Source organism: Pseudomonas sp. GM50 (assembly GCF_000282375.1).
In the GTDB taxonomy this organism is placed as follows: Bacteria; Pseudomonadota; Gammaproteobacteria; order Pseudomonadales; family Pseudomonadaceae; genus Aquipseudomonas.
In genome coordinates this window covers 1-14,528 of the sequence record NZ_AKJK01000125.1, presented here as the reverse complement: position 1 = coordinate 14,528, position 14,528 = coordinate 1, and the positions used below count along the sequence as shown (strand labels likewise).

Annotated in this window: 14 protein-coding genes and 1 pseudogene; 5 read left to right on the top strand and 10 right to left on the bottom strand. The window is 59.7% G+C overall.

Annotated features, from left to right (window positions below; all coding sequences use genetic code 11):
- The first annotated feature begins 437 nt into the window (after positions 1 to 437).
- Positions 438 to 800 carry a DUF6124 family protein gene (locus PMI30_RS02545; RefSeq protein ID WP_008014471.1) on the top strand — a complete coding sequence of 121 codons (363 nt, stop codon included), beginning with the start codon at positions 438 to 440 and terminating at the stop codon, positions 798 to 800.
- Positions 801 to 1,043: 243 nt separating this feature from the next.
- The gene (locus PMI30_RS02550) at positions 1,044 to 1,301 is read left to right on the top strand and encodes a hypothetical protein (protein WP_008014469.1); all 258 of its coding nucleotides are present in this window, start codon (positions 1,044 to 1,046) and stop codon (positions 1,299 to 1,301) included.
- A 154-nt stretch (positions 1,302 to 1,455) separates the two neighbouring features.
- On the opposite strand, the gene PMI30_RS02555 is transcribed toward PMI30_RS02550, so the two are convergent.
- The 5 genes from PMI30_RS02555 to norR all read right to left on the bottom strand — a co-directional run bounded on the left by PMI30_RS02555 (position 1,456) and on the right by norR (position 5,997).
- The gene (locus PMI30_RS02555) at positions 1,456 to 2,205 is read right to left on the bottom strand and encodes a YkgJ family cysteine cluster protein (RefSeq protein ID WP_008014468.1); all 750 of its coding nucleotides are present in this window, start codon (positions 2,203 to 2,205) and stop codon (positions 1,456 to 1,458) included.
- A gap of 83 nt (positions 2,206 to 2,288) precedes the next feature.
- On the bottom strand, positions 2,289 to 2,615 hold the full coding sequence (locus PMI30_RS02560; RefSeq protein WP_008014466.1) for a hypothetical protein: 327 nt from the start codon (positions 2,613 to 2,615) through the stop codon (positions 2,289 to 2,291).
- Positions 2,616 to 2,761: 146 nt separating this feature from the next.
- Complete coding sequence (locus PMI30_RS02565; protein ID WP_008014464.1) at positions 2,762 to 3,220, bottom strand: GNAT family N-acetyltransferase; 459 nt, start codon at positions 3,218 to 3,220, stop codon at positions 2,762 to 2,764.
- Between the two features lie 27 nt (positions 3,221 to 3,247).
- Entirely contained in the window at positions 3,248 to 4,150 is a 903-nt protein-coding gene (locus tag PMI30_RS02570) for a chemotaxis protein CheV (RefSeq protein ID WP_007905472.1), read from the bottom strand.
- 293 nt (positions 4,151 to 4,443) lie between these two features.
- Complete coding sequence (norR, locus tag PMI30_RS02575) at positions 4,444 to 5,997, bottom strand: nitric oxide reductase transcriptional regulator NorR (RefSeq protein ID WP_008014463.1); 1,554 nt, start codon at positions 5,995 to 5,997, stop codon at positions 4,444 to 4,446.
- A 147-nt stretch (positions 5,998 to 6,144) separates the two neighbouring features.
- Here norR and hmpA point away from each other — a divergent pair, with 147 nt between their 5' ends.
- Positions 6,145 to 7,326: an NO-inducible flavohemoprotein gene (hmpA, locus tag PMI30_RS02580; protein ID WP_008014461.1), complete on the top strand. Its 1,182-nt coding sequence runs from the start codon at positions 6,145 to 6,147 to the stop codon at positions 7,324 to 7,326.
- A gap of 234 nt (positions 7,327 to 7,560) precedes the next feature.
- Entirely contained in the window at positions 7,561 to 8,337 is a 777-nt protein-coding gene (locus PMI30_RS02585; protein WP_008014459.1) for an ABC transporter substrate-binding protein, read from the top strand.
- Positions 8,338 to 8,461: 124 nt separating this feature from the next.
- Here the strand turns inward: PMI30_RS02585 and PMI30_RS02590 are convergent, their stop codons facing one another.
- The 5 genes from PMI30_RS02590 to PMI30_RS02610 form a co-directional block, all read right to left on the bottom strand.
- Positions 8,462 to 9,103, bottom strand: a complete 642-nt coding sequence (locus tag PMI30_RS02590; protein ID WP_008014457.1) for a helix-turn-helix transcriptional regulator — start codon at positions 9,101 to 9,103, stop codon at positions 8,462 to 8,464.
- 94 nt (positions 9,104 to 9,197) lie between these two features.
- On the bottom strand, positions 9,198 to 10,325 hold the full coding sequence (locus PMI30_RS02595) for an NAD(P)/FAD-dependent oxidoreductase (RefSeq protein ID WP_008014455.1): 1,128 nt from the start codon (positions 10,323 to 10,325) through the stop codon (positions 9,198 to 9,200).
- Positions 10,326 to 10,522: 197 nt separating this feature from the next.
- Positions 10,523 to 11,470, bottom strand: coding sequence for an ornithine cyclodeaminase family protein (locus tag PMI30_RS02600; RefSeq protein ID WP_008014453.1), 948 nt, complete (start codon positions 11,468 to 11,470; stop codon positions 10,523 to 10,525).
- A gap of 139 nt (positions 11,471 to 11,609) precedes the next feature.
- Positions 11,610 to 13,097, bottom strand: a complete 1,488-nt coding sequence (gene rhlB, locus PMI30_RS02605) for an ATP-dependent RNA helicase RhlB (RefSeq protein ID WP_008014451.1) — start codon at positions 13,095 to 13,097, stop codon at positions 11,610 to 11,612.
- An 85-nt stretch (positions 13,098 to 13,182) separates the two neighbouring features.
- A complete protein-coding gene (locus PMI30_RS02610) occupies positions 13,183 to 13,839 on the bottom strand; it encodes an alpha/beta hydrolase (RefSeq protein ID WP_008014449.1) in 657 nt (218 codons plus the stop codon).
- A 469-nt stretch (positions 13,840 to 14,308) separates the two neighbouring features.
- On the opposite strand from PMI30_RS02610, the pseudogene PMI30_RS02615 reads away from it, so the two are divergent.
- Positions 14,309 to 14,528: pseudogene (locus tag PMI30_RS02615) on the top strand (amino acid ABC transporter substrate-binding protein); the annotation flags it as partial.

Genomic DNA, 14,528 nt, shown 5'->3' with positions numbered 1-14,528 from the left:
CGGCCTGACAGCCGACCAATCTCTCGCAGATGCACACGGTTCAATTGTGGGAGCGAGCCTGCTCGCGATGGCGGCCTGACAGCCGACCAATCCCTCGCGGGTGTAAACAACCCCACGTAGGAGCTGCCGAAGGCTGCGATCTTTTGACGTTGGTTTTCAAGATCAAAAGATCGCAGCCTCGTTTCACTCGACAGCTCCTACAGTAATGAATGTCAGACGTGGGATTGGGGGGAATGCTGTTTTTGAATGTTTAATTGAAGTGTCAGAACGCAGACCTTTCCCACGCATTTTTCAGGTTGTCCGTCGGACGCGGGCTCTCTAGTCTTTGGCTGTCGCTGCACATTCAGCGACCGGGCGTGAGATCCCCGAAACGAGTAGGCGAAAGCCTCACGACCATAACGGCAAGTGATGGCTCCAATTGAGATTAGGAGCTACAAATGGAAAACGATAATTCTGATTCGAACTTCAACAAAGCCAACCCCGACACCCTGCGCACCGAAGAGTTACTCAAAGACCGCGAAGCCATAAAACGCGCCCTCGATTACTACCTCGATCCCCCGGCGTCCTACACCGAAAAAAAACGCCGCCCCAGCACCATGTTCATGGTCGTCCCTAATGCCGATACCGAAAGCCTGCTGGCCCACGCCTGTGAATCGTTGGCCTCGGCGAGTGTCTTGGCCAGCGATTTCGCCAACCACCTGACCGGCCCGCAGCGCCAAACGGCGTTGGCGATCCAGCAGGTCATCATGTTGGCGGAGTTGGCGGTGAATCGGGTTCTGGATAACGTCGATCCGGCGTAGACCGCGTTATCGTTCATCGCGAGCAGGCTCGCTCCCACAGGGTTCATCGTCGTTCACAGATTCGGTGTACGACACAATGCACCTGTAGGCGCGAGGCTTGCCCGCGAAGGCGACAGGTCCGTCAGCACAAAACCCGACGGACTCGCTTGCGGCTTGAAGCTTGCAGCTCCCGACACAGGTATACTGCCGCCTTTCGCGGCTCGCCTACCGGGCCCGACTCTTTGAGCATCACCCGGAGCTTTCATGACTTCCCCGACACAACCGCCGGTTGCCGACGCTTTGAGCGACGCCCCGGCAGACCTGCCAGACAGCGTCGACTCCAGCGCAGACAGCGAAACCAAAGCGGCGATCCCAGCGTTCAAGTTTCCGTTCAAACCGGGAGAATTGGCCGCGGCGAAGAATGCCAGCCAGCCTTGGTACAAGAATGGCGCGAAGAATGGCCACACCAAGACCCCAGGTGCAGCGCCTCCTGGCACCCGTCGTTCGATGGGTAAGCGCTGAGTTTTTACCTCAGCGGTGCCTGATCTGCCGTCTTCGCGAGCAGGCTCGCTCCCACATTTGATCTTCATGAGACACATATATTGTGTACGACGAAATCCACTGTGGGAGCGAGCCTGCTCGCGATGAGGCCATTAAATACAACACATCCTCTGGCTCAGGCCGCCCGCAACGAAATAAACGCATAGTTCAGCGGCACTTCGGTCGCCACCAGCGCCCCGGCTGCCTGCACTTGCCCGGCGATATCATCGCCTGACACATGAAAAATCCATTCCCCGTCCGCCCCTGCCAACGGCTGCTGCGCCACCTGATCAATGACGATGGCAAACGCCGTCATGTCCGGCAAATATGCAGTAAATCCATCGCCCTTCAACGCTGTCGTCCGAATCCCCAATAGCGCACAAATCGCCTCCTTGGTCTGAATCTCATCGCGATCCGCCTGACGGGAGCGCTGGATCAATCCCACAAGCTCCTGATCCACCAGTTCACCACCGATGATCAAATCCGGCCCTGTTTCCCAGGATTCGGGTGGGCATTCCTTGATCGCCGGGTTGAGCGGAATGTGCGGATTGATTTCCATCGGGTAGATGCGGCACACCAGCGGTCGGCGTTCGTAGATGCGGCAGAGGTTGTCTTCGTCAAGATTCCGGCAGCGACCGACGTTATAGGCGGCGAAGGTGATCGCCACGTGCGCCTCGGCGGCGCCGCTTCGAACCACCACCGAGCGGCGTTCGGCGTGTTCGCGTTGCTGCGCGGGCAGGCCCAGGCCATTGGTGAGGAAGGCCTCCACCAGCACGATCACCTGACCGCCATCGGCCGCCCACATCCGGGCTTCGGCCAGTGTCAGGGGTACATGGTGGTCGTTGCAGCATTTGCCACAACCTACGCAGGAAAACGTTGTATTCATTGAACGGCCAGTCACCTGTGGGGGCATGAAATGGCGACAAAAAGCCACCGCAAAGGCCTGTGCCGAAGCAAGTTATGCGCCATTCATTGCGCTTTTGCTGTTGGGCGGATGGAGTCCCACTCGGTCACGTAGGCGGTTTTGCTTTTTTTGTTGTAGAGGCACAACTCGGTGCCTTGCTGGCCTTTCATGTGTTTTTGCGGGTACTGGCCTTGCAGCAGGAGCGCGGTATAGCCGACCCGGTCATCGAACTGCGCGGCGTTGCCGACGGGTTTGGCGTTCTTCAGGCCGCTGGCCTTGGTGCAACTGGCGAGCACGGCTTTGTCATAGGCGGCCCAGGCGTCGGGGCTGGAGGCGTGGGCTTGGGTGGCGAGGGCGGTGAGGCAGAGGAAGGTCAGGGTGGTAGCTTTCATGGTTTGGGCATCCTTGGCGTGTAGTGGCCGAGGTCGGAGTATGCCTGATGGTTTTGGGTGGTTGTGTGGGCCTCTTCGCGGGCAAGCCTCGCTCCTACAGGGTTCGGTAACCTGTGTAGGAGCGAGGCTTGCCCGCGAAAGCGGTGTCAGGTTGGAACCGGCTCCCGGCGGACCACATACATCCCGGCACTTTCATACAAACGCTGGGCCCGAAGGTTGTTCTCCAACACCTTCAGATCCACAAAGCCTTCGCGGCGTTGCTGAAACACGTTGAAAGCATTCAGCAGCAATGCGCGGCCAAGTCCGAGGCCTTGAGCGCGCGGGTGCACCACCAGGCTCTTGATGTAAGCGCTGGTCCAGCACTGGGCGACGCCGACGATTCCTTCGGCGTCGAACGCGATGAAGCACAGGGACGGATCGTATTCGGGATCGGTTTCGAAACGCTGTTGCCAGACCTCCAGCGCCGGTACGCGACCGCTACCTTCCCGATAGCCGAGTTCCATCAAGTGATGGACGGCTTCGGCGAGTTCAGGACGGTACTGGGTCAACTCAATGCCATTTGGCCAAGTGCAAGGCGGCACATCCTCAGCCAGGTTGCGCCGCATCAGAAAACAAAAGTCCTCGGCCAAAACTCAGTGACCTTGTTCGGCGACGGCCCTGGCCGCCGCGATCAGGCATTTGGTCAGTTCCGGCGAGGAGAATTTGGTCAGCACCGCGTTGGCCCCGGCCAGTCGAGCTTTCTCGCTGTTCATCGCGCTATCCAGCGAGGTGTGCAGCAACACATAGAGGTGCGAGAAGTCCGGTGTCTCGCGCAATGTGCGGGTGAGGGCGTAGCCATCCATTTCCGACATTTCGATATCGGAGACGATCAGATTGATCTGCTGGGCGGTGCCTTGCAGGTCCAGCAGGCAGTCGATGGCTTCCTTGGCGCTGCGAGCGGTGTGGCATTGCAGGCCGAGGTTGCGCAGCGTGTGAACCGATTGTTGCAGGGCGACCTGGCTGTCATCGACTACCAGAATCCGCGCATTGCCGAGGACTTCGGCGTCTTCCATGCTCAGTTCGGTCGGGGCCGTTTCGATCTGCGCTGGCGCAATGCCGTGGATGACCTTTTCGATGTCCAGTACTTGCACCAGCGTGCCGTCGACCGAGGTCACGCCAGTGATGTACGAGCGCACGCCGCCGGAGCCGAAGGGCGGTGGACGGATGTCGGTGGTCAGGCAATGGACGATCTTGCTCACCGCTTGAACGTGCAAACCCTGCTTGGAGCGGCTGACGTCAGTGACGATCAGGCAGCCACCGTTCGGGTCTTCCAGCGGTCGCTCGCCGATGGCGCGGCTCAGGTCGATCACCGACAACGACGCGCCGCGCAGGGTGGCGATGCCTTTGACGTGGGGGTGCGACTCCGGCAGCTTGGTCAGCGGCGGGCAGGGGATGATTTCGCTGACTTTCAGCAGGTTGATCGCCATCAGCTTGCCGCTGCGCAAGGTAAACAGCAGAAGCGAAAGTGAATCTGCGCGGGCTTTGTTGGAAGACATAAAAACCTTCTGTGGAGAAAGGTGATGGGCGATTGTGAAGATCGCCAACAGCTATCGATGCCGGGTTATCGACTTGTTGGGGGCAGGCTTTAGGGGAAATGCCCACAGCCAGCCAAACGGTGAACCCCTGTGGAGAGGGGAGCTTGCCTGTGGCGAGGGGGCTCGCCCCCGTTGGAGTGCGAAGCGCTCCCGTTTTTTTTCAAGACACACCTCATCACTCGTTTCACGACCGCTTCGCGGCCGAATGGGGGCAAGCCCCCTCGCCACAGAAGTACCTAACCATGATGTCGGGGTTACTTCATGCCAAGCCGCTTGGCCATTCGCCCAAGGTTCGCCCGATCCAGGCCCAGCTCCCGCGCCGCGCTGGCCCAGTTGTTCTGGTGCCGTTCCAGGCAAGCGCTGATCAGTTGGCGCTGATAATGCTCGGTGGCTTCACGCAAATCCCCCGAAATTAATGCAACCGCTGGCGCAGCATCCACCTGTTCTGGCGCGGGTTCAACGCTGCCATTGGGCAAATCCAGATCCGCCGCACTCAAACTGAGAATCTTCGGCCGTTGTTTGCAGTTGCCCAAGGCCTTCAACGCACTACGGCCAATCAAATGCTCCAGCTCCCGCACGTTCCCCGGCCAGTCATACGTCAACAATGCCGCTTGCGCATCGCTGGTCAGGCGCAGGCTGTTGAGGCCCATGCGTGAGCGGTTTTGTTCCAGGAAGAAGCCGCTGAGCAATAGCACATCCCGACCGCGATCGCGCAGTGCGGGCACCAGCAGCGGGTAAACGCTCAGGCGATGATAGAAGTCGGCACGGTAGCGACCGCTGCGCACTTCTTCGGCCAGGTCGCGGTTGGTCGCTGCGATCAATCGCACGTCGACCTGATGCTCCTTGTCCGAGCCCAAGCGCTGCAGTTGACCGCTCTGCAGCACCCTCAACAATTTGGCCTGCACCGTCAGCGACAGTTCGCCCACTTCATCGAGAAACAGCGTGCCGCCATTGGCCAGTTCGAACTTGCCGCGCCGATCGTTCGTCGCGCCGGTGAACGCCCCACGCACATGGCCGAACAATTCGCTCTCCACCAGCGTGTCCGGCAGGGCGGCGCAATTGAGGCTGATGATGGGTTTGTCGGCCCGTGGGGATGCTGCGTGGATGGCTTGGGCCACCAGCTCTTTGCCAACTCCGGTTTCGCCGGTGATCAGCACCGTCAGGTCGCTGCCGCCCACCAAGCTGATCTCTTCCACCAGTCGTTTGTAAGTCTTGCTCTGGCCGATCATTTCGCGGTTCTGCTGGCCGCTGGCCTGACGGTAAACCTCGGCGCGCTGATGTTCGTCTTCGGCGCGATTGGCCAGCCGTTCGATGCGCTCGGCGGCGTTGACCGTGGCGGCGGCGAGGCTGGCGAAGGCTTGCAGGGCGTCCAGTTCGATCGGTTCGAAACGTTCAGGGTCGAGCGCGTCAAGAGTCAACAAACCCCACGGGCGCTCGTCGATAAACAGCGGGCAGCCCATGCAGTCGTGAACTTCCAGGTGATCGTGAAGACCATCGACCAGGCCGTCATAAGGATCGGGCAAATCACTGTCGGCGGCGAAGCGAGTCGGGCCGGGGCTGCTGAGCAACGCTTCGAAGCGCGGGTGTTCGCTGACCTTGAAACGTCGACCGAGGGTATCGGTGCTCAACCCGTCCACGGCCAGCGGCACCAGCCATTCGCCGTCGAGTCGCAGCAGGGCCGCGGCGTCGCAAGGGAGCAGGGCGCGCATGGCTTCGAGCAGGCGTCGGTAGCGCTCGCCTTCGGGCAGTTCGCGGGACAGGTCGGAGACCAGGGGCAGCAGGGTCGTGAGCAGTAATTTTGCAGTCATAATGACTCCGTGTAGTCGGTATGACTATAAAGCGTCGTGTGTCGATATGACTACTCTGTTTTTAACTAACTGATTTATAAGGTTTTAATTGTTGGCATGGAAACTGATATGTAAAGGTTATTCATATAAAGCCCAGGAGTTGCTCTTATGCTTAGCGTTCAAGACCGTGCCATCGTCAAGTCCACCGTGCCGTTGCTGGAAAGCGGCGGCGAAGCGTTGATCACTCACTTCTACCGCATGATGCTCTCCGAATACCCGGAAGTCCGCCCGCTGTTCAACCAGGCCCACCAGGCCAGCGGCGATCAGCCTCGCGCCTTGGCCAACGGTGTATTGATGTATGCGCGGCACATCGACCAGCTCGATCAGTTGGGCGACTTGGTGGCCAAGATCATCAACAAGCACGTGGCCCTGCAAATCCTCCCGGAACATTACCCGATTGTGGGTAGCTGCCTGTTGCGAGCGATCTCCGAGGTGCTGGGCGAAGAGATTGCCACGCCGCAAGTGATGAGCGCATGGGGCGCGGCCTACGGTCAATTGGCCGAGATCCTGATTGGCGCCGAAGCCAGCATCTACGACCAGAAAGCGCAGGCACCGGGTGGCTGGCGTGGCGCGCGGGAATTCATCGTGGTGGCCAAGGTCGAGGAGAGCGCGGAAATCATTTCTTTCTACTTCGAACCGGCGGACAAGGGCCCGATTCTCGCGGCAGAGCCTGGCCAGTACATCGGCATGAAACTGATCCTCGATGGCGAAGAAATTCGACGTAACTATTCGCTGTCGGCGCTGGCCAACAAAGGCCAGTACCGCATCAGCGTCAAGCGCGAAACCGGCGGCCGCGCTTCCAACCATTTGCACGATCAACTGCATGTTGGCGCGAGCATCCTGCTGTTCCCGCCAGCGGGGGATTTCACCCTGACTGCCAGCGACAAACCGCTGGTGCTGATCAGTGGTGGCGTCGGCATCACCCCGACGCTGGCGATGCTCGAAGCGGCGCTGGCGACCGAGCGGCCGGTGCACTTTATCCACTGCGCACGCAACGGTAGCGTGCATGCTTTCCGTGACTGGATCGATGGCCTGGCCGAGCGTCATCCGCAACTCAAGCGTTTTTATTGCTATGCCGAAGACGATGGCATCAGCCCGGCGGCGGACAAGGTTGGCCTGTTGAGCCAGGAGCAACTTGGCGAGTGGTTGCCGGAACAGCGTGATGTGGATGCGTACTTCCTGGGGCCTAAAGGCTTCATGGCGGCGATCAAGCGTCATCTCAAGGCTTTGGGTGTGCCAGAGAAGCAGAGCCGTTACGAGTTCTTCGGGCCGGCTGCCGCACTGGAGTAACGCTCTGGGAGGTTCCCGAGGGCCGGGTCGGTGTTTCGCTTGTTCGCGAAGCACCGACCCGGCTTTTTTGCATTTGGCTAGCACCCGACCAGAGGCCGGGTATGACGCTGCCTACCTGATTGACGGAAAATACATAAAAGTCCAGTATGGAATTCTAAGTACAAAAAAGGTTTCCCCCGTTTCAGTTTTTTCTTCTGTCTTGCCAAACCAACAACAACCCGCGAGAGAACGAATATGAAGAAATTCCCCCTCATCACCGGTCTGGCCCTGAGCCTGTTGGCGTGCAGCAGCCTGTTCGCCGCCGAGAAAGACCTGCGTATCGGTATCGAAGCGGCTTATCCGCCGTTTGCGTCCAAAACCGACAAAGGCGAGATTGTCGGTTTCGACTACGACATCGGCAATGCCCTTTGCGCGCAGATGAAGGTCAAGTGTGTGTGGGTCGAAGGCGAGTTCGACGGTCTGATTCCTTCCCTGAAGGTGAAGAAAATCGACATGGCGCTGTCGTCCATGACCATTAACGAAGACCGTAAGAAGTCGGTGGACTTCACCCACAAGTACTACTTCACCTCATCGCGTCTGGTGATGAAGGACGGCGCGGTAGTGGATGATCAGTACGCCAGCCTCAAGGGCAAGAACATCGGCGTGCAGCGCGCAACCACCACCGACCGTTACGCCACCGAGGTTTTCGAACCCAAGGGCATCAACGTCAAGCGCTACGGCAACAACGAAGAAATCTACATGGACCTGGCCGCCGGTCGTCTCGATGCGATTTTTGCCGACACCATTCCACTGAATGACTTCCTGTCGATGCCGCGTGGCAAGGGCTATGCGTTTGTCGGGCCGGAATTGAAAGACCCGAAATACGTGGGTGAGGGCGCCGGGATTGCCGTGCGCAAGGGTAATACGCAGTTGGTGGCGGATCTGAACAAGGCGATCGACGACATTCGCGCCAGTGGCGAGTATCAGAAGATTTCGCAGAAGTATTTCAAGTCGGATATCTACGGCGATTGATTAATCGCTTTCGCGAGCAAGCCCGCTCCTACAGTCGATCGAGTTCTTCCTGAAGAAATGCGATTGAATGTGTGTGCGGGCTTGTTCGCGAAGGGGCCCTGTCAGGCAGCCAAAATCCCCGGACCTAACCCTTCAATTCCTTCAAATGCTTGTACACCGTCGCCCGGCCCATGTTCAGTACATTGGCCACATAGTTGGAGGCGCTTTTGCCTTTGAAGGCGCCTTCGGCGTGCAGCGCCAGCACCAGTTCGCGTTTGTGGTCGCGGGTCAGCACATTCAGGCTCAACTGACGCTCGCGCAGCCAGGCGTGCAGAAAGGTGTTGATCCGTTCCTGCCAGTCATCGCGAAACAGTGAGTCCGGTTGCGGGATCAGCTTGGTCGGCGACAGGAACAAATCCAGCGCCGCTTTCGCGTTCTCGAACAGCGAGATATTCAGGTTGATGCACAGCACTGCCAGCGGACGACCCTCGCTGTCGCGCAGCACGCTGCTGAGGCTGCGAATCTTCTGGCCGTCCCAGTTGAGCTTTTCGTACGGCCCGATGTTTCGTTCGCTGACGTCTTCGCTGAGCATGTCTTCCAGCGACGAGTCGTCGCCGATTTCCCGTTTGGACAGGTTGTTGGCGATGTAATCGACCTTTTGCGTGCGCAGGTCGTGCAGCACCACCTCGGCGTGAGGGAAGAACAACGTGGCGATCGCATCGGCAATCGCGCGAAAGTTGTCCATGGACGCAGTGTCCAGGGCCGAGTCTTTTTCAGGTGCGTTCATACAGTGGAACTCCAGGCAGCGTCAGCGCCCCGTTAAAAAGGGGGGCGCTGGAAGTTTGCCGCAATCGTGTGGACACGTCACCTGACGGGCAGGATCAACCCAGGCGTGCAGGGGAGAGCATCTCGGCGTCCAGGCCGAAACGGGTGAGCTGCTCGGGCAAGGCTTCGCCGCGTACCAGTGCCGCGCTGGCCTGGCCCATGGCTGGCGACGTCTGGATGCCGTAGCCGCCTTGCGCCGCGACCCAGAACAGCCCCGGCACCTGCTGATCGAAGCCGGACAGCAAATCGCCGTCGCGCACGAAACTGCGCAGGCCAGCCCAGGTGCGGGTCGGGCGGCGGATGGTCAGGGTGGTGGCTTCTTCGATCTGGTAAATGCCCATGGCGATGTCCAGCTCTTCGGGCTGCACGTCGTGCGGTTCTACCGGGTCGGCGTTGGCCGGTGAGCCGAGGAACATGCCGGCGTCGGGCTTCATATAGAAGGATTCATCGAGGCTGACCAGCATTGGCCAGTCATGGATATCCAGGCCCTCGGGGCCGGCAAAGATAAAGGCTGCCCGACGCTTGGGTTGCAAGCCCAGCGGTTTGGCGCCGGCCAGCTCGCCAATCTTGTCGGCCCAGGCACCGGCGGCGTTGATGATGATCGGGGCGCTGAAAGTCTGAGTGTTGGTTTGAACCTGCCACTGTCCTTCGGCATCACGGCTCAGGCTCAACACTTCGCTGTCGGTATGAACTTCACCTTTATTGCGTCGGATACCACGCAGATAGCCCTGATGCAGGGCGTCGGTATCGATGTCGCTGGCGGTCGGGTCGTAGATTGCGCCATGGACTTTTTCCCGACGCAGGATCGGCAGGCGCGCACAGGCTTCGTCGGCACTCAGCTGTTGCATTTCTGGCACCGTGGCTTTGGCGCTCAGGTATTGATTGCTCAGCTCGGCCGGGTCGCCGGTGAAGTCGACGGTCATCTCGCCGCGCGGGGTCAGCAGCGGGTGTTCGCAGAAACCGGGTGGCGGTGCGTCGAAGAAGTCGCGGCTGGCCTGGGTCAATGCCCGAACCTGCGGTGTGCCGTAGGCGGCGGTGAACAGCGCCGCCGAGCGTCCGGTGGAGTGATAGGCCGGATGGGATTCGCGTTCGAGCACAATCACCCGCCCGTGCTGCGACAGCCAGAAACCGGTGGAAGCGCCGGCAATCCCGCCGCCGATGATGATGAAGTCTGCCTGGCTCATGAACGTCTCCTGTGGGGGCGCAAATGCCGAAATTGTAGAGAACTCCTTTTGGGGGCGAGGCTGTGGCGAGGGGGCTTGCCCCCGTTGGGCTGCGAAGCTGCCCCAAAATTTCTGATAGGCCAAAGATTTTGTGAGTGCTGCGCACTCAAACGGGGGCAAGCCCCCTCGCCACATTCGCTCCTACGAAGGGCGTGGTGTTAGCGCTGTAATTGGTAAAGGGCGTTGGCCAGTGCGATGTCTTCCAGGCCCAAGCCGATAGAGCGGAAGAACACCGGGCGGTCGTAGTCGGGGCGCTGGACTTTTTCGCTGAGCAAGTCGGGCAGGTCGCCGACAATCGAACGCTTGTCCCAGCCATGCTGCTCACCGGCGATCAGCATCTCGCCGGCCGAGCCCGGGGTGGTCGGACGATAGTCACAGAATACCTGCATGTCATTGAGGCTCTGTGGCGGCACTTCATGGGCGCGTGGGGCGTTGGTGCTGATGGAGGTGATCAGCGCCGGTTTGCTCAAAATTGACGGGTCGATCACCGGGCCGGCAGATGAGGTGCAGAGCATGATCACGTCGGCGTCCTGAATCGCGGCTTCGCAACTGTTGACGAGGGTCAGCCGTGGAGCGAGGCTTTTAAGCTGTGCCAGCGCTTCGGGGTTCTTGCCCTTCAGGCTCGGCGAATAGAGGCTGATGCTTTGCCAGTCTCGCAGGTCCTTGACGTAATGCAGGTGCGCCTGGGCCACTTTACCGCTGCCGATGATCGCCAGGCGCCGGGCGTTCAATGGAGCAAGGGCATCGACCGCCACCGCCGTCGTCGCAGCGGTGCGTGCGGTGGTCAATTCACCGGCATCGCAGAGCAGCAGCGGCTGACCGGTCTGCATCGACATCAGCAACGTCCAGGCGGTTACGAGCGGGCCTTGCTCGCGCACGATGTAAGGCGACGTCTTGACGCCATAGACCCCGTCTTCGGCCAGCACACCAAGGTAGTTGATGAAGTCCCCGGCACCCTGCGGGAATTCCACCCACTGTTGCGCCGGTTGCACGGCTTGCCCGGCGGCCAGATCGCGAAACAGTTTGCGCAGGATCTGCGGTACGTCGACTTGCGCCAGCAGTTCGCGGGCCTGGGGTTGGGTGATCACGTAAGGCGTGCTGGACATGGTCGGCTCCGGGCGCTGAAAGTAAACTAATTTGTCCATTATGGACTTTTAGTTGTGTTGGGCAAGCTCCTGTTAAAAAAACCGGACGAAAAAAAAGCGCAGTCCGTTTCCGGCTGCGCCTCTTTCTGAAAGGCCCGCGTTACGGGCGCTTGCGCTCAACCGCCCGCAACAGGTGCGTCGGTGGCGTTTCACAACTGATCTTGCGACCCAGCAGCGCCTCGATGGACGGTAGCTGGTAGGAGTCGTCCTCACCGGCAAAACTGATGGACACGCCATCCGCGCCAGCACGGCCGGTACGACCGATGCGGTGCACGTAGTCGTCCGGGACTTCCGGCAGGGTGAAGTTGATCACGTGGCTGATGCCGTCGATGTGAATGCCGCGACCGGCCACATCGGTGGCCACCAGCACGCGGATCTTGCCTTCGCGGAAACCTTCCAGGGTCTTGATGCGCTTGTGCTGCGGCACATCGCCAGACAGCTGCGCCGCGTTGACGCCATCGCGCACCAGGCGTTCTTCGATGCGCCGCACTTCGTCCTTGCGGTTGGCGAAGACCATGACCCGTTCCCAGCCGTTATCGTTGACCAGGTTGTAGAGCAGTTTGTATTTGTCGGCACCGGCCACCGCGTAGATGTGTTGCTCGACGTTTTCGCTGGCCACGTTCTGCGCTTCGATCTCGACGATCGACGGGTCGGTGGTCCATTGCTTGGCGAGGTTCATCACGTCTTCGGTGAAGGTCGCGGAGAACAGCAGCGTCTGGCGCTCGTTCTTCGGCGGAGTCTGGCGAATGATCTGACGCACTTGTGGGATGAAACCCATGTCGAGCATCCGGTCGGCTTCGTCCAGCACCATCACTTCGACCATGTCCAGGTGCACATCGCCGCGCTGGTTGAAGTCGAGCAAGCGGCCCGGAGTGGCCACCAGGATGTCGCAGTGACGGGCCTCGAGGTGTTTGAGTTGCTTGTCGAAGTCCATGCCGCCGACAAATGTCATGACGTTGAGGCCGGTGTACTTGGTCAGGTCGGCTGCGTCCTTGGCGATCTGCACCACCAGTTCCCGGGTCGGGGCGATGATCAGTGCCCGCGGTTCACCCATGTAGCGCTCTTTGGGCGGCGGGGTTTGCAGCAGCTGAGTGATGATCGAAATCAGGAAGGCGGCGGTTTTGCCGGTGCCGGTCTGGGCGCGACCGATGGCGTCTTTGCCCGCGAGGGTGAAGCCGAGCACCTGCGCCTGGATCGGCGTGCAATACGGAAAGCCCAGGTCCTGAATGGCGTGCATCAGTTCGGGGGCGAGCTTGAAATCGTGGAAGCGGGTTTTGCCTTCCTGGGGTTCGACGACGAAGTCTTCGAGTTTCCAGGGAATAACCGGCGCTTTTGGCTTGGGTTCGCGACGCGGTTTTGCTGGTTTCGGGGCTTCGCTGCGCGGCTGTTCAGAGACAATGGCCGGGGCAGAGGGGGCGGTCGGTGTGGTCACCGGCTCGTGCTTCGGTGCCGCTACGGTTGCGGTCCGGCCAGGCTGATTACCGTCGGTGCGGTGGCTGGGAGTATGAGAAGGAGCGCTGGAGACTGGCGCGAGCTGCTCAGTCTCGCTTTTACCGAACATTTTCTTGAGTGCTTTGAGCACGGTCATCTCATCAATTGGTTAAGGAATATACGCCGGCCAGTGTAATGCAAGAATCGGGCGCGGCGTAGTGGGATGGATCAATGGGTAGCTTTTAACGCAAACGCTCGGCAAGCCAGACGCCGATGTCACGAATTTCTTCGGGTAACACTTCGTGGCCCATTGGGTATTCCTGCCATGTCACGGTGACACCACGCTGCTTTAAATACTCATAGGCGGTCCGGCCCATGGAGTTTTGAACCACGTCATCGTACTGGCCGTGCAATGACAGCACCGGAATGCGCTGCTGGCTGGCGGAAAGCTCCAGTTCATCACTGAAGGTCGGCGCATAAGTAGAGAGGGCCAGTACGCCCCCCAGCGGTCCCTGCCATTTCACAAAGGCCGTGTGCAATACCACGGCGCCACCTTGGGAAAAACCGGCGAGAAAGATGCGCGAGGCGTCTATTCCGCAGACCTTCTGCTCTTCGATCAAATCAAAGACCCGTTGCGCGGACACTTCCAGCTGCTCGCGGCTGATCGCGCGCGCCGGGCTCATGGCCAATATGTCGTACCAGCTCGGCATTTCGTAGCCACCATTAATAGTGACGGCGCGAGTCGGTGCCTGGGGCAGGACGAAGCGGGTGGTGAGCAGACTTTCCTGTAGCGCTTCGGCTACCGGCAAAAAGTCGTAGCGGTCGGCGCCCAGCCCGTGCAGCCAGATTACGCAGGCATCTGCGGGCTTGACGGGTTGCAGAATCAAGGGCTCGGTCATGGGTGCTCCATATTTGTGCATGCGCTCTCATTTAAGTGCGAGGTTCGAGTGCGCAACGGGTTGATCAGTTAAGAAGATGTCGCAAGGCTGCAAGTTTTGCTATTGACCTGTCGCTGAATCGCTTTAGCGAGCGGTCTGGTACGGGCTTTGCTATAGGGAAGCCTGTGCAACCAATCTCATGCCTGGCGGTAACACTATCAGTGTACGGCTGGTCTTGGGATAGCAAAGAATCCGGTGATGGATGTTCGCCAAAGGCCGCTACGGGCTTCGCGAACGTGAAAGGGCTACCGCCCGTTCGGCCGATTGGTGAGAAGGGAGTTGTCCATGATGTGGATTTTCTCCTACTAGACTCATAGCGACGGTCCTGCTTCGGTTGACCCTAAAAAAAGCCAACACGGGTCAACAACGCCTCATAAGGGTGCGACAGGGCTCAAGCTCCGACACAACAAGAGCAAAACTGGAGGTTTGAATGAAGATGTTGAAATCCACCCTGGCCATCGTGACTGCAGCCGCAGTGCTCGGTGTCAGTGGGTTCGCTCAGGCGGGTGCAACCCTGGATGCAGTGCAGAAGAAAGGTTTCGTACAGTGTGGTGTGAGTGACGGTCTGCCGGGCTTCTCGGTTCCGGACTCTACCGGCAAGATCGTTGGTATCGATGCTGACTTCTGCCGCGCTGTGGCTGGTGCCGTAT

Bases quoted from the DNA above. Each gene is read 5' to 3' on its own strand.
- rhlB (WP_008014451.1), bottom strand. From the start codon at position 13,097: ATGACCGTGCTCAAAGCACTCAAGAAAATGTTCGGTAAAAGCGAGACT.
- PMI30_RS02595 (WP_008014455.1), bottom strand. From the start codon at position 10,325: ATGAGCCAGGCAGACTTCATCATCATCGGCGGCGGGATTGCCGGCGCT.
- PMI30_RS02570 (WP_007905472.1), bottom strand. From the start codon at position 4,150: ATGTCTTCCAACAAAGCCCGCGCAGATTCACTTTCGCTTCTGCTGTTT.
- PMI30_RS02555 (WP_008014468.1), bottom strand. From the start codon at position 2,205: ATGAATACAACGTTTTCCTGCGTAGGTTGTGGCAAATGCTGCAACGAC.
- PMI30_RS02610 (WP_008014449.1), bottom strand. From the start codon at position 13,839: ATGACCGAGCCCTTGATTCTGCAACCCGTCAAGCCCGCAGATGCCTGC.
- PMI30_RS02565 (WP_008014464.1), bottom strand. From the start codon at position 3,220: ATGCGGCGCAACCTGGCTGAGGATGTGCCGCCTTGCACTTGGCCAAAT.
- PMI30_RS02560 (WP_008014466.1), bottom strand. From the start codon at position 2,615: ATGAAAGCTACCACCCTGACCTTCCTCTGCCTCACCGCCCTCGCCACC.
- PMI30_RS02545 (WP_008014471.1), top strand. From the start codon at position 438: ATGGAAAACGATAATTCTGATTCGAACTTCAACAAAGCCAACCCCGAC.
- norR (WP_008014463.1), bottom strand. From the start codon at position 5,997: ATGACTGCAAAATTACTGCTCACGACCCTGCTGCCCCTGGTCTCCGAC.
- PMI30_RS02550 (WP_008014469.1), top strand. From the start codon at position 1,044: ATGACTTCCCCGACACAACCGCCGGTTGCCGACGCTTTGAGCGACGCC.
- PMI30_RS02590 (WP_008014457.1), bottom strand. From the start codon at position 9,103: ATGAACGCACCTGAAAAAGACTCGGCCCTGGACACTGCGTCCATGGAC.
- hmpA (WP_008014461.1), top strand. From the start codon at position 6,145: ATGCTTAGCGTTCAAGACCGTGCCATCGTCAAGTCCACCGTGCCGTTG.
- PMI30_RS02585 (WP_008014459.1), top strand. From the start codon at position 7,561: ATGAAGAAATTCCCCCTCATCACCGGTCTGGCCCTGAGCCTGTTGGCG.
- PMI30_RS02600 (WP_008014453.1), bottom strand. From the start codon at position 11,470: ATGTCCAGCACGCCTTACGTGATCACCCAACCCCAGGCCCGCGAACTG.